Genomic DNA, 12,606 nt, shown 5'->3' with positions numbered 1-12,606 from the left:
CACGATTGATCTTGTAGTGCGTTTCTAAAATAGAAATCAATTAGAATCGTCTACTTCTAAGAAATGTTAAGTCTCCGTTAGACGTAAATTTAATTGAATATTTCTGTCCTCCGGACGTCAACGACTGATATAGCTTTGACGCAACTTAGTTTAGAATTTGAAAAAAATGCAAGAAACGGCAACCCAGAATGAGGCTTTAATCCGCCAATTTGAAAAGATTCGAAGTTTTACCGAAGAGCTTTGTGCTCCGCTAATGGTAGAGGATTATGTACCACAGCCTGTCTATTTCGCTAGTCCTCCTAAGTGGCACCTGGCGCATACAACTTGGTTTTTTGAAGAAATGATCTTGAGGCGAAATGATGCGAGCTATGTATTGTTCGATGCTGATTTTGGTTATTTGTTCAACAGCTATTACAACCACGTAGGGGAGCGAACTTTGCGTGCGGATCGCGGAAACATGACTCGTCCTTCGGTGGACCGGGTGTATGAATACCGTCAATACGTCAATGAGCACGTGGCCTTTTACTTGCAAAACGATCCTGTGCCAGAAGAAGTTCTTGCCTTGGTACAATTGGGCCTGCAGCATGAGCAACAGCATCAGGAACTGCTTATAACAGACCTCAAATATACGTTGGGACATAATCCTCTATTTCCGGTTTATCATCCGGATGCCGTAAGATCCGAAGGAAAGAACGAGTCTTCGGGATGGATTAAAATGGACGAAGGAATCTACACCATAGGACATGATCAGGATGGTTTTTCTTTTGACAACGAAGGTCGCAGGCATCAGGTCTTTTTGCACGAATATGAAATATCAAACAATCTGGTTACCAATGGAGAATACCTTGAGTTTATAAACTCGGGTGGATATTCTGACTTTCGAAATTGGCTGGATGAGGGCTGGGCCTGGGTAAATGAAAATCAGGTAAAGTCTCCCTTGTATTGGCACTTTATAGAAGGTGAGTGGCATCATTATACTTTGGGGGACTCAAATCCATCGACTGGGAGGCTCCGCTTTGTCACGTGAGTTATTACGAGGCTCAGGCTTATGCCACCTGGAAGGGAATGCGTCTCCCTACTGAATTTGAATGGGAGGCCGCTTCAGATCAATTCGCTTGGGGACAGCGCTGGGAGTGGACCAACAGTGCTTACCTGCCTTATCCAGGTTTTAAAATTGCCGAAGGCGCCGTGGGTGAGTACAATGGAAAATTTATGGTCAATCAAATGGTTTTGCGAGGGGCATCAACAGCTACTTCCGAAAACCACAGCAGAAAGACCTACCGCAATTTCTTTCATCCCCATTTTCAGTGGCAATTCTCTGGTATCCGCTTAGCTAAACCCAATTCACTATGAACGCATTTCCATTAAAAGCAAATACCGAAGAGTCGGTCGATTTAGCTGAAATTGAAGCTCGAGAACTTCATGAGGCCTTTCTCAAGGATGTTTTGCATGGTTTGAGTGCTCATCCAAAGAAGCTCTCTTCGCGCTATTTTTACGATAAGAAAGGGTCAGAACTGTTTGTTCAAATAATGCACATGCCTGAGTATTACCTGATGAACTGTGAACTTGAGATTTTTCAAAAACAAACCCAAGCTCTGGCAGAAGCAGTGTCTCATGATGAATCCTTTGATTTGGTCGAATTAGGAGCTGGGGATGGAAGTAAGACGCAACATTTGTTAGAAGAACTGGTAGGGAACACTTCCTTCCGCTATATTCCGATCGATATCTCAGAAGATGCGCTGGATGGCTTGGTGTCTCGCTTGTCTGATGAAGTGCCAGGTTTGAAATGTGGTCCTATAGCCGGTGATTATTTTCGGGTATTGGATCAGGTCAATCGGAATAGTCGCCCGAAGACTTTACTCTTTTTGGGGTCCAATATTGGGAACTTTCCGGATACCGAAGCACGACGTTTTTTAGGACGATTGGCAGAGCTTATGAATCCAGGTGATCGTTTACTGTTGGGTGCTGATCGCATAAAATCTCGTGACATTGTACTTCCTGCATACCATGATGCCGCGGGAATTACCCGTGATTTCAATCTCAATTTATTAACCCGAATAAACCGGGAATTGGGAGGAGATTTTCAGGTGAACCAATTTGAACATGCCCCAGAATACGACGAACAGGAGGGGATTGCCAAAAGCTCTTTGCGCAGTACCTGCAATCAAACGGTATATATCAAAGAACTCGACCAACACTTCAGCTTTACGAATGGAGAACGAATTCATACCGAGATTTCCAGGAAGTACGATGAGGAAATACTCAACAGGCTAACAAAGGGATTGGGGCTTGAGCTGCAACAAACCTTTTCGGACAGCAAGAATTACTTCTCCGATTTTTTACTCATTAAACACTAATTCAAGATGAAAGCCATTTGGAAAGACACCGTAATTGCCGAAAGCAATGACACCATAAATGTAGAGGGAAACCCTTATTTCCCGCCTGAGTCCGTTAAACAGGAATATTTGGTTCCTTCAGAAACACACACCGTATGCCACTGGAAGGGAACAGCTTCGTATTACAGCATTAAGGTGGGAGAGGACGTTAATCAGGATGCCGCATGGTACTATCCGGAAACGTCTGAAATGGCCAAAGGCATTAAGGGCCGTATCGCTTTTTGGAAAGGGGTTCAGTTAGTGCAGTAAGGCGCTTTTAGGAGCCTTGGCCAGTATCTGGTCAAACCTATCCAAATCCTCTAAAGAATTGGTGTGGTGCACACTGAGCCGGATGTGTCCATTTCGGAAAGTGCATCGTACCTGATTCTGATGCAGGTATTGGTACATTTCCTCACTTATAGAACAACAGGCAATACCTAATCGGTTATCCACACCGGAGGGGCCAATTAGGGGTAATTCGTATTTATTTACCACGGAGATAAGCTTCTCGAGCATAACGCGGTTGTTTGTCCGAATCGATTCCATTCCTTTAGAAATCTTGTATTCCATGGCATGGTGGAGGAGAAGTAGTGAACCTATGGCGGGATGACCGGGTTCATAACTCCGAATGTTTCGATTGAACTCCCATCCGTTTTTGCCCATTTGATAGCTTCCAAAACCTCCAATTTGAGGTAGGTATTCCTTGGTTATGTGCGGTTTGCAACACATAACACCCGTACCAAATCCACCATTCATCCATTTGTAGTTACTGGCGATCAATACGTCTACATTCAATTCTCGAAAGGAAAGGGCATCTGCTCCTAAACTTTGGGTAGCATCAACCACGAGCAGTATTCCAAGTCGTTGACAAAGGTTTCCCAACAATTCCAAATCCACCCGTGCACCGTTGAGGTATTGCACATGACTTACCGCCACTAATTCAATCTTCTGCTGGATCAGCATTTTTTCCAAGGCTCCATAATCCACCTCGAAGAAATCCTGTGGAACAAAAGAGGTGATCTCAAATCCGTTAAGCTCGAAGGGGAGTGTAAGGGAAGGGTAGTCGTTTTGAAACAATAGCACCCTTTTATGCTTTCCTTTTATGGCCTGAATAAAGCTGAAGAGGCCATAGCTGAAGTTAGGAATGAAAGCCAGCTCTTCTTCCGTGCAATCCAAAAATCGACGGGCTGTATTTCGCAGTTCAAAATAGGTCTTGTCTCTCCATGCATTGGCAACTCCACTGGCATCGGTCACAGCGTTTTGCATAAAGGCCTGTTGTGCTTGTAATCCATCTAGGTGGATGAGTCCGCATGCTGCGGTGTCGAGATAAATCAAATCGGTGTTTTGCATGGGCTAAAAATACAGTGTTGAGAATAACCAGAAAAAGAAAAGATCCCGGGTTCAGGCTTTGTGGAAATTGTCGGATATTTGAATCGTAGTGTCAGATTATCTGAAGAATCTTAAAATTTAGTACCATGAAACGCACAATAATAACATGGAGTATTGCCTTGGTGTACGGATTTGGAATCCTAATGATGGCAAGCTGCTCTGGAGAATCTAGCCACAATCATTCACACGATGGGCACGAACACCACGATCAGGATGGACATGATCATGGGAGGAGGGAGAAATGACAGCTTCCGTTTATGCCTGCCCAATGGATTGTGAAGATGGAAAAACATACGCAGAACCTACAACCTGCCCAACTTGTGGTATGGATTTGGAGCAAATGGAATCTACCAATGAGCCCACTCCTGAAGAACAGGTGACCGAACCTGTTCCGGAAGAAGAGCCTACCGAAGAAATTCCTGCTGAGGAAGTACCTGAAGGTACCGAGGAAGGATAGTAAATCCTTTGCATACAGATTTTTAGCCCTTATTCATGGTGATTGAATAGGGGCTTTTTATTTGAATGTACTGGAAACGAAGGCCTTTTAAAAAAGTACTAAAATTGCTACATATCTAATCCAGGTTTTCGCCAAAGTCCCTGTAGTTTTACACCCTCCAAAATAAACCCCGTGAAAAGAAAAAGCGCCTCCATATTATTCATTTTCATCACCGTTATGGTGGATGGAATGGGATTAGGAATCATCATTCCCATCATGCCTGATCTAATCGAGCAACTGACTGGTGAGGACCTAAGCCAAGCTTCCTATTACGCTGGGTGGCTCACATTTGCCTATGCGATTATGCAGTTTCTTTTTGCTCCTGTATTGGGTGAGCTAAGCGACAAATATGGACGTAAGCCTTTGCTGTTGATGGGTCTGTTTGGCTTGGGAATGGATTATGTATTCCACGCCTTTGCGCCCACTCTATTTTGGTTGTTTATCGGCCGCCTTTTGGCCGGTGTTTGTGGAGCGAGTTTCACCGTGGCCAATGCCTATGTTGCCGATATAAGTAAACCAGAAGAAAAGGCCAAAAACTTCGGAATGGTTGGCGCCGCCTTTGGCCTGGGTTTTATTATTGGTCCCCTAATCGGTGGATTTTTTGCAGAATGGGGTGTTCGAGTTCCGTTTTTTATCGCGGCTGGTTTAAGTTTAGCTAACCTAATTTATGGAATCGCGATTCTACCGGAATCTCTTTCCATGGACAAGCGACGCTCCTTCGATTTTAAGAAAGTAGTTCCTGGTGTTTCGATTATTGGTTTGAGACGTTACCCGCTATTGGTCGGAATGATGATTTCCTTTTTTCTAATTCACTTGGCAGGTCACGCTTTGCAGTCTACCTGGACTTTCTTTACCAAATTAAAGTTTGATTGGTCACCGGCCGAAATTGGTTTTTCCTTGACGGTAGTAGGGATATTGGTGGTGATTGTTCAAGCCGTTCTGGTTGGTTTTTTTACCCGGAAGTTTGGGAACCTAAAAACGATCTATGTAGGTTATGCTCTTTGGAGCTTAGGAATGTTGCTTTTCGCTTTTGCTGATACCGGGTGGATGCTCTATCTATTTCTCGTTCCCTATTGCGTTGGTGGAATTGCAGGTCCTACGCTCCAGGGTATTGTGTCCAATCAGGTTCCAGAAAATGAACAGGGAGAATTGCAGGGGGCATGACTGGGATTATCAGTCTTACCGCTATAATTGGTCCACTGTTGATGACCAATATCTTTACCTGGTTTACGGCTGAAGGGGCAGATCCCTATTTCCCTGGAGCGCCCTTTATTGCTGGAACGGTCCTTATGTTGTTGGGATTTCTTTTTGCCTTTAGAGCCCTTAATCGCTTTGGGGATAAGTCTCCTGATATTCAGGGAGCTCCGGTTGAGAATGATGGATAGACCTTTCTACCGGTTTACTTTCAACGCTTCGTTGAGTTCCTTAAAGTCCAATCTTCCACCCGTAGATTTAAGGTAATTGAGGATTACAATGGCCTTATGAAGTCGTAAATCAGCTGATTTGGGTTTGCCGATAATGTAAAGCAGGTTTCTTTGTTTTCCCGGAGTTAGTGCATGAAACAGTGAACTACCGTCCTCATCTTGTAGGAGTAATTCCTCAAATTCAGGCGGAACCGGAAGGCCATATTTGCTATCATCCTTTTCCATTTCGATACTCACGCTATCACCCAGTTTAATGCCCAGTTTTTTGCACTGCTGTTGGTTCAGGGTAATCATATATCCACCTTCACCATCCGGTAGTAGGGGAGTTTGGAACTTTTCATTTCCATTGATGGAGCACAATACCCGACGATTATTTCCTTCAATCAATCCTTCGGTCCAATCACTGGAAACCGGTAGGTAAAGCCCCCAAATGGAGCCAGGGTGCATTTCAATTGTGGTTTGATAAGGCATATTCGAAATTAGCTTTTTAGCCGAATTTCACCCAATCTAAAACCTCATTTTGTGCAAGCTTGGTAATAGGGTAATGGGATTGGTTAAATTCGCAACATGCCCGAAGGATATGGAATATACCTGATTATTACAGCGATAGGTCGTTGGTTCAATCGAACGGTTCCTGAAATTTGGGAGAGAGCCGCTCTTTTTACAGGGAGTTTTATAGGTTGGTTTTACGCACTCATCTATTTCTACCACCGCATCATTAATGCACCAGAATCCTGGATGGATAGGGCTTTTGGAGAATACGGACTTTATTTTTGGTGGACGCCCATTTCCTTGTTGTTGGCCTCCCACATGCCCTGGTTAAAATGGGTAAGAAATCGTCCCATTCTACGCTTGTTAAATGGCTTTTGGCTACTCTTTTCCATGGAGGCCTGGGTAATTCTCAATACCAGTATGCACAGGGATTATCAGACCTTTGATTTTTGGAGTTTTTTCCTTCCCCGAGCTCTCAACTCGATTATTGGCTTATTCGGTTTTGTGGTATTTACCGTGATGATGAGTTTCGTTCTTAAAATCATTCAACCCAAGGAAAAGGCCTAAGATCGGAACTGATTATTTCTGCGTGGATGTATAAAAATCGTGCAACTCTTGATTCCATTTCTCCACTGCATTCTGAGCCTTTTTTTCTACTGGTAGATTTTCATAAGTTCTTATATAGTAAGGAAATGGGGCGCTTAATTGAACAAAGTCTGAATTGCTAATAACCAAACCTGGTAAACCCTGATCGCTAACCGGAATTCCATCATTTACTTTGGGTTCTACAATACCAAATTCGGCCATCATAAACACCTCGGGATTGAAATCAGTAAGGGAAGTATCGGCTTGTAACTCCGCATTTAGAAATACCACTTTGTCCCAGTTGCGGGCTTTTACTTCAGCCGTCTGGTCTGAAAGGAAAAAATAAACCGGGCAGAAATCAAAGTAGTTTTGAAAGGCAGCGATAATTTGTTGGTTTTTCTGTTGTTGTTCAGCCTTAATCTTATCTGCTTGTTTGGTATTGCCCGCTTTTTCCAGGGCATTAATGCTTTTGCTACGGGTCATTAGTCGAACCAGTAGAACCCCATTCTTTAATTCATAAATCTGATCAGAGGCCTTCCGGCTATTTTGAGCCCAAACACCGCTGGTATGCATCAGAAAAAGGCTCAGGAGAAGAAGTAGGAAGCGTTTCATTCTATCGTTATATTTAAGTGATTCAGAAGACCCTGAACGCCATCCTGACTGAATTTGGCGCCATTCAGGTAGTTGTGCTCTGGATGAATCGTATAGTGATAAGCCGTCCTAAAATCGGCCTTATCCAGAAGGGTGTTGTCAAATAGGGTTCGAGCCAAATTACACTGGTCGAAGTGGGCTCCAGTTAAGTCTGCTTGGGAGAAATCCGCCTCTTCCATCTGGCAATTGGTAAACCGTGTTCCCTTAAGTTTTAAGCCATGAAAAGAGGAATAAGTCAATTGACATCCCATAAACTCCATCTGAAGCAGAAAAGGATGGCAGTCCTCAAAGCGTAATCCGAGAAGTTTACATTGTTCAAAACGAACATCTTTCAAAGCAGTTCCCTGCAATTGAGCCATGCTCAGGTCACAGTTTTCAAACGTACATTCTGCAAATACGGATTGAGATAGATCTACTTCATGAAAACTACAATTGGAAAAATGGCAATCGTCGTACTCGCCTGTCTTCCAGGTGTTTTCTTGAAAATCCTTGTTCTCAACAAGTTCTCCTTCGAGGTAATGGTCACTCATAGCATTGGATCGAGGAGCTAATTTAGCTGAAAATGCCAGGACCCAAGGTCAAATCACAACATGATTTCCTAATCGGCGGTTAAGCCCATTTACTGACGAACAAAAGTTATTCTTCCCGGGTAGTCTCCACCGCTTAACTCCAATACATATTGACCAACTGGTAATTCTCCTACTTGCAAAGCTTTGTTTACGGCAGATAGATTTCCAGATTTCACCACATTGCCTTGGGTTGAATAGATGGAATAAGAGGTGTAATCCTGGTCAAAGTCCAGGTGGATCCAATTTTCCGTAGGATTGGGCCAGGCCTTTATAGGTTGGTTCTTACCATCCATTTCGGTGATGTAGGTAGCAATAACCGGGGTATAAGTGGCCAACATAGCTCCCATAGTTCCATTCAATTTGTCCTGGAAATGAGAGGAGGAAGATCCGGGTTTCTTTAAGGGGATGGACTTGTCCGGAGAATCGGTTACCCCACCCAAATACAACTCCTGATTTTCTGCATGGAATTTCAGCGTGGTCACTCCTTCGTTTTCCGATCCGCCAAACCAGGTGCTCCAGAATAATTCGTTGCGAGGATTAAAGGCCATGATAAACGCATCTGTTTTTCCGCGGTTTAAGGCATTGCCATCTGCATCGCGCTGAATGAAAAGGGGAGTGCCATTACTGTGGTTGTCGCAGATTGGAAACTCAGAACCTTCAGGAACCTGGCACCATTTGTATTGGGCTTGTGGAACCTTACAGGCTGTATTACCGGAGAGGTAGACATTGCCAAAGTCATCCAATTCTAATATTCCTTGGGAACTGGTGCGATCATGGCAACCGGCAAACGTGTGCCAGGTGGGATTAAAATGTTCAAATCGAATCAAAAGCATTTGTTGACTACGGTCGTTGTTGGGTTCCCAGTGGTAGCCCGTTTTTGCTGGATCAGGTAGGTCGAATAGAGTAGGGTTTTGAGTAGACAACGCCACGTAGAAATCGCCAACAGTATTGGGATCTACCACAAGGTCAGCACCTTTTTCAAACTCTTCGCTCGATGATCCTCCAAGCCAGGTACTCCAAAGCAATTCAAATTGCGGAGTCATTACGAATAGGTAATAGTCATCTCCACCATGAGGTGCATAGTTGGTGGTATTGTTTAACTGAGAGCATAGGGGTAATTCACCGGGTAATGTAGGGTGATTACAATCCGAATAATAGTCTTGAGTTTGGGTAGTCATGAGGAAGTACAAGTTTCCATCCTTGTCCTTTTTTACCCGGTAAATTTTGTCTGACCCGGAGCCGCCAAAAAAGCTGCTGTAATTAAGCTTTAAATCACTCTTAAACTCGGCTATAAAACCATCATCCGATCCCGCCATATCAGACTGAAACCAGCTGGTGGGTTGCCCAAATTTTAGCGGATACACACTATCTGCGGTAATGGTAAACCCCGTAGCCACTACGCCCTTGGAGTGAGCCACCAAATCGGTAAGGGTAGTGCTGTTATCTCCACCATAGTATACCGATTCTACAAATCGCAGATCGTGGTCAAAATGAGCCACAAAACTGGATAGAACGCCAGCCTTGGAGTTGGTGGCTTTAAACAAATCGTAGCCGTAAGTAACGCCACCTATGTATAGGCCGAGCTTAGAATGGTAGGTTGCAGCCTCCAATTGATCAAAAGAGGTGGATCCGTAGAACGTACTGGTTTGTAATTTCATGTCTTTGTCAAACTGCATGGCAAAACAATCGTAGGCACCTGAGTAGGCAATTCTTTTCCCAGAACTATTTGGAAAAACATGGCTCGAGGTGAAACCGGCAGCATAAATGGAGTGATTGCTTTCCGTCATCAGCTCAATTAGGTGGTCTTCACCGTTGCCGGCCAAATAGGTGCTGTAAGTCAAGTTGCCACCATTGGTTTGAGATCTTGTGGCCGAACGGGTAGCAGTTAAAGGAATGACGAGGGTGTTGTTGGAATTATAGGCTCCGGTCAAAAGGCCGAGTGTTCCATCACTGTGCTTAACCCAGTTGGCTTCCCATTCCAGTGGAACAACCCGTCCCCATTTATCCACTTCATAGGCGGTTAGGGTGGTAAGTCCAAAGTTGAGGCTTTTGAATCCAGCATTTAGCGATTTACTGGAAAAGCTCAATCGGTCATAACCTTCCCATAGCAGGCGAATGTTGTTCGCATCAGCTCCGGGGCTTATAACGTAGTGAATAGACACGTTGGCATCTACCAGATTGACTTGCTGGTGAATGCCTGGGTAAATATCTGGCCAAAGAATTTTTTTGTAGGCAGGTACGTGCTCAATGCCCTCTTTGCCGCAATGAGGAAGGTAGAAGTGAGCTTGATCGGGTGTGACATCAAAAGCAAATGGCTTACTGGTAACCGGGTTGAGATTTCCGTCCACAGCTTGTAAGTCTATGCGCAGCAGTGTGTCGTTTATTTGAGAATCAGAAGGATCTGGAATTTGTCCGTTGGCATAGATGTCAATCGACTTTTTCTCCACCTCACTCGACCAGCTTATCCTTCCTTTTTGGCCAAGCCACATCCGAGGATAGATGGATTCACTGTAGTAAGCAATGGTAGAATCCTTTTTGTAATCAGAATTGAGCAGTTGGCCCAAGTTTTCCCGAAAACCGGTTTTCAAAGGTCCGGTAGCCGAAGCTTTTACGGCTTGTACCAAATCGGGTCGATGGTCGAGGTTGGGTTCCTGAGCTTGTCCAAAGCCCACGAGAGGACAGGTAAGTAGAAGTGTGAGGTAAAGAAGCGGTTTTTTCATGGTTATCAAGTTGTGTGTTAGCGTATAGTGTTTCCGATCATTGACTATTCAGTCAGTTCGGATGCGCAAACAGCAACAACATGATATGGGCGAGGATAGGAGTGTAATTTGGCAGAGTTGAGCTGGAAGAAGTCATAGCAATTGAAGGTGTGTTCTTTATTATAAACACCGATAAATCAGAAGGGTTGGATGAGCGAGTGGTAGAAATTTGTGAAGAAGCGGTTTCCGTTTGGAAACTTTCACGCCAATCGGGCAATTGGAGTAGGCATTATTTTTTTCTTTGTGCTATGCGAAAGCTGTTTTACTTGGGTTGTTTCCTTTTTTCGGCGCTTCATTTGAGTGCTCAGGATTTTTCAGATAAACCGAATCCGGCTGAGTCCAAATACAGCTTGTCTTACGGCATGGGTGTTTCGATCCCTATGGCCCGATTTGCGAGCAACGATGTAACTCTGTCTGATGCCGGTTTTGCCCAGCCTGCCGTTTTGTACCGGCTAAGAATTCAGGCCAAACCTAAACCCTTTTGGCTCCTGGGATTTCAAATGAATTACGCCTCCCATGCTTTTAACAATGAACCCTTCCAGCGTTTAATTTCCAATGGAGGTAGTATTGAATCCTGGGAAGCTGATCGCTGGAGTTGTTTAAGGTTTTTAGGAGAAGCTGGTGGCGTTCTAAGCAGCGGTCCCATTGACCTGAATGCCCGTTTCATGCTGGGTATGAGCATTACGCAATATCCTCAAACAAGAAGCGTACAGATCATAGGAACCACCGCCTATAATGTGTTGGAAGATGCTGACCCGGCCATTAACTTGACAGTGGGTACCGGTTTTTCCTGTTTCTATCGATTTTCCAAATGGCACATCGGTGGATACCTCGACTACCTTTACCACGAAGCAGATTACACCGTACGAACCTCCGTAGTTGGTACGGGAACAGTAAATACGTATACCTACGATCAGCAGGTGAGTGTTCTCAATCTCGGATTGCAGGTCGGAATACATTTTTAAGCAGATGAAATTAATCGAATGTCCACGTGACGCCATGCAGGGAATTGAAACCTGGATTCCCACAGAAACCAAAATAAATTACCTGAACCAACTGCTCCAAGTTGGATTTGATACCCTCGACTTTGGTAGCTTCGTTTCGCCCAAGGCCATTCCCCAGCTCAAAGACACAGCTGATGTACTTTCAGGATTGAACCTGGATACTACAACTACTAAGCTTCTGGCCATTATTGCCAATGCCCGGGGAGCATCCGATGCTTGTCAGTTTGATGAAATCCAATATTTAGGATATCCATTTTCTATTTCCGAAGAATTCCAAAAACGGAATACCAATGCCACCATCGAAGAGTCATTGGGTAGGGTAGAGCAAATCGTTGAGTTGGCCAATCAGCATAAAAAGGAAGTGGTACTTTACTTAAGTATGGGCTTTGGTAATCCTTATGGCGAGCCTTACAGTCCTGAAATTGCAGCCCAATGGTGTCGACGTCTCTACGATCTTTTTGAGGTGAAAATCATGGCCTTATCGGATACCATTGGTGTTTCTAACCCCGAAAACATTTCCGGTTTATTCTCAACGCTTATTCCTGAATTGGATCAGGTAGAATTTGGAGCTCACCTACACAGCACCGCAGAAACCCGAATGGAAAAATTACAAGCCGCCTATTCGAGCGGATGCCGCCGAATGGATTCCGCCATCAAAGGGTGGGGTGGATGTCCCATGGCCGAGGATGAGCTGGTTGGAAATATGGCTACCGAAACCGTGCTGGAGTTTTTGGATGGTATTTCAGTGAATCCAGGAGTAGATCGCGATGCCTTTAATCAGGCCATGATTCAGTCTGCTTCCGTGTTTCCGTGAAAAGACGTTAATTTCCCCTTCCAATAGATAGGCATGCTCATGGGATGT

General features: G+C 44.4%; 12 protein-coding genes and 2 pseudogenes. 9 read left to right on the top strand and 5 right to left on the bottom strand.

The genetic code is table 11. From position 1 onward, the window contains the following. Nucleotides 1–166: 166 nt before the first annotated feature. The 3 genes and pseudogenes from egtB (at nucleotide 167) to KFE98_18230 (ending at nucleotide 2,645) form a co-directional block, all read left to right on the top strand. Nucleotides 167–1,353, top strand: a pseudogene (egtB, locus tag KFE98_18240) (ergothioneine biosynthesis protein EgtB). Continuing rightward, nucleotides 1,350–2,357 carry an L-histidine N(alpha)-methyltransferase gene (gene egtD / locus KFE98_18235; protein ID UTW61930.1) on the top strand — a complete coding sequence of 336 codons (1,008 nt, stop codon included), beginning with the start codon at nucleotides 1,350–1,352 and terminating at the stop codon, nucleotides 2,355–2,357. The pseudogene egtB and the gene egtD overlap by 4 nt, the downstream one beginning before the upstream one ends. Nucleotides 2,358–2,363: 6 nt before the next feature. Next, complete coding sequence (locus KFE98_18230) at nucleotides 2,364–2,645, top strand: DUF427 domain-containing protein (GenBank protein UTW61929.1); 282 nt, start codon at nucleotides 2,364–2,366, stop codon at nucleotides 2,643–2,645. Here the strand turns inward: KFE98_18230 and KFE98_18225 are convergent. Next, nucleotides 2,634–3,725, bottom strand: coding sequence for an aminotransferase class V-fold PLP-dependent enzyme (locus KFE98_18225; GenBank protein UTW61928.1), 1,092 nt, complete (start codon nucleotides 3,723–3,725; stop codon nucleotides 2,634–2,636). The two genes, KFE98_18230 and KFE98_18225, sit on opposite strands and share 12 nt — an antisense overlap. A 125-nt stretch (nucleotides 3,726–3,850) precedes the next feature. On the opposite strand from KFE98_18225, the gene KFE98_18220 reads away from it, so the two are divergent. The 3 genes and pseudogenes from KFE98_18220 (at nucleotide 3,851) to KFE98_18210 (ending at nucleotide 5,645) form a co-directional block, all read left to right on the top strand. Next, complete coding sequence (locus KFE98_18220; protein UTW61927.1) at nucleotides 3,851–4,009, top strand: hypothetical protein; 159 nt, start codon at nucleotides 3,851–3,853, stop codon at nucleotides 4,007–4,009. After that, entirely contained in the window at nucleotides 4,006–4,221 is a 216-nt protein-coding gene (locus KFE98_18215; protein ID UTW61926.1) for a hypothetical protein, read from the top strand. The genes KFE98_18220 and KFE98_18215 overlap by 4 nt, the downstream gene beginning before the upstream one ends. 216 nt (nucleotides 4,222–4,437) lie before the next feature. Then, nucleotides 4,438–5,645 (top strand): annotated as a pseudogene (locus tag KFE98_18210) (TCR/Tet family MFS transporter). Nucleotides 5,646–5,651: 6 nt separating this feature from the next. Here KFE98_18210 and KFE98_18205 read toward each other — a convergent pair. Continuing rightward, nucleotides 5,652–6,155 carry a DUF1905 domain-containing protein gene (locus KFE98_18205; protein ID UTW61925.1) on the bottom strand — a complete coding sequence of 168 codons (504 nt, stop codon included), beginning with the start codon at nucleotides 6,153–6,155 and terminating at the stop codon, nucleotides 5,652–5,654. Nucleotides 6,156–6,251: 96 nt separating this feature from the next. Here KFE98_18205 and KFE98_18200 point away from each other — a divergent pair, with 96 nt between their 5' ends. Continuing rightward, nucleotides 6,252–6,743: a hypothetical protein gene (locus KFE98_18200; GenBank protein UTW61924.1), complete on the top strand. Its 492-nt coding sequence runs from the start codon at nucleotides 6,252–6,254 to the stop codon at nucleotides 6,741–6,743. Nucleotides 6,744–6,755: 12 nt separating this feature from the next. Here the strand turns inward: KFE98_18200 and KFE98_18195 are convergent, their stop codons facing one another. The 3 genes from KFE98_18195 to KFE98_18185 all read right to left on the bottom strand — a co-directional run bounded on the left by KFE98_18195 (nucleotide 6,756) and on the right by KFE98_18185 (nucleotide 10,701). Continuing rightward, the gene (locus tag KFE98_18195) at nucleotides 6,756–7,373 is read right to left on the bottom strand and encodes a hypothetical protein (protein ID UTW61923.1); all 618 of its coding nucleotides are present in this window, start codon (nucleotides 7,371–7,373) and stop codon (nucleotides 6,756–6,758) included. Then, complete coding sequence (locus KFE98_18190) at nucleotides 7,370–7,942, bottom strand: pentapeptide repeat-containing protein (protein UTW61922.1); 573 nt, start codon at nucleotides 7,940–7,942, stop codon at nucleotides 7,370–7,372. The genes KFE98_18195 and KFE98_18190 overlap by 4 nt, the downstream gene beginning before the upstream one ends. Nucleotides 7,943–8,031: 89 nt before the next feature. Next, a complete protein-coding gene (locus KFE98_18185; protein ID UTW61921.1) occupies nucleotides 8,032–10,701 on the bottom strand; it encodes a T9SS type A sorting domain-containing protein in 2,670 nt (889 codons plus the stop codon). Nucleotides 10,702–10,850: 149 nt separating this feature from the next. Between KFE98_18185 and KFE98_18180 the strand changes: the two genes are divergently transcribed. Then, nucleotides 10,851–11,705 carry a hypothetical protein gene (locus KFE98_18180; protein ID UTW61920.1) on the top strand — a complete coding sequence of 285 codons (855 nt, stop codon included), beginning with the start codon at nucleotides 10,851–10,853 and terminating at the stop codon, nucleotides 11,703–11,705. Between the two features lie 4 nt (nucleotides 11,706–11,709). After that, nucleotides 11,710–12,558 carry a hydroxymethylglutaryl-CoA lyase gene (locus KFE98_18175; protein UTW61919.1) on the top strand — a complete coding sequence of 283 codons (849 nt, stop codon included), beginning with the start codon at nucleotides 11,710–11,712 and terminating at the stop codon, nucleotides 12,556–12,558. The last annotated feature ends 48 nt before the right edge of the window (nucleotides 12,559–12,606 follow it).

The sequence above is a fragment of the bacterium SCSIO 12741 genome, assembly GCA_024398055.1.
GTDB lineage: Bacteria > Bacteroidota > Bacteroidia > Flavobacteriales_G > Salibacteraceae > SCSIO-12741.
Note: the sequence above shows the minus strand (reverse complement) of the source record. Positions and strands in the feature narration are given on the sequence as shown.

What these genes read in the sequence shown, in the direction of transcription:
- egtD (UTW61930.1), top strand. Translation starts at nt 1,350, where the DNA reads ATGAACGCATTTCCATTAAAAGCAAATACCGAAGAGTCGGTCGATTTA.
- KFE98_18230 (UTW61929.1), top strand. Translation starts at nt 2,364, where the DNA reads ATGAAAGCCATTTGGAAAGACACCGTAATTGCCGAAAGCAATGACACC.
- KFE98_18225 (UTW61928.1), bottom strand. Translation starts at nt 3,725, where the DNA reads ATGCAAAACACCGATTTGATTTATCTCGACACCGCAGCATGCGGACTC.
- KFE98_18220 (UTW61927.1), top strand. Translation starts at nt 3,851, where the DNA reads ATGAAACGCACAATAATAACATGGAGTATTGCCTTGGTGTACGGATTT.
- KFE98_18215 (UTW61926.1), top strand. Translation starts at nt 4,006, where the DNA reads ATGACAGCTTCCGTTTATGCCTGCCCAATGGATTGTGAAGATGGAAAA.
- KFE98_18205 (UTW61925.1), bottom strand. Translation starts at nt 6,155, where the DNA reads ATGCCTTATCAAACCACAATTGAAATGCACCCTGGCTCCATTTGGGGG.
- KFE98_18200 (UTW61924.1), top strand. Translation starts at nt 6,252, where the DNA reads ATGCCCGAAGGATATGGAATATACCTGATTATTACAGCGATAGGTCGT.
- KFE98_18195 (UTW61923.1), bottom strand. Translation starts at nt 7,373, where the DNA reads ATGAAACGCTTCCTACTTCTTCTCCTGAGCCTTTTTCTGATGCATACC.
- KFE98_18190 (UTW61922.1), bottom strand. Translation starts at nt 7,942, where the DNA reads ATGAGTGACCATTACCTCGAAGGAGAACTTGTTGAGAACAAGGATTTT.
- KFE98_18185 (UTW61921.1), bottom strand. Translation starts at nt 10,701, where the DNA reads ATGAAAAAACCGCTTCTTTACCTCACACTTCTACTTACCTGTCCTCTC.
- KFE98_18175 (UTW61919.1), top strand. Translation starts at nt 11,710, where the DNA reads ATGAAATTAATCGAATGTCCACGTGACGCCATGCAGGGAATTGAAACC.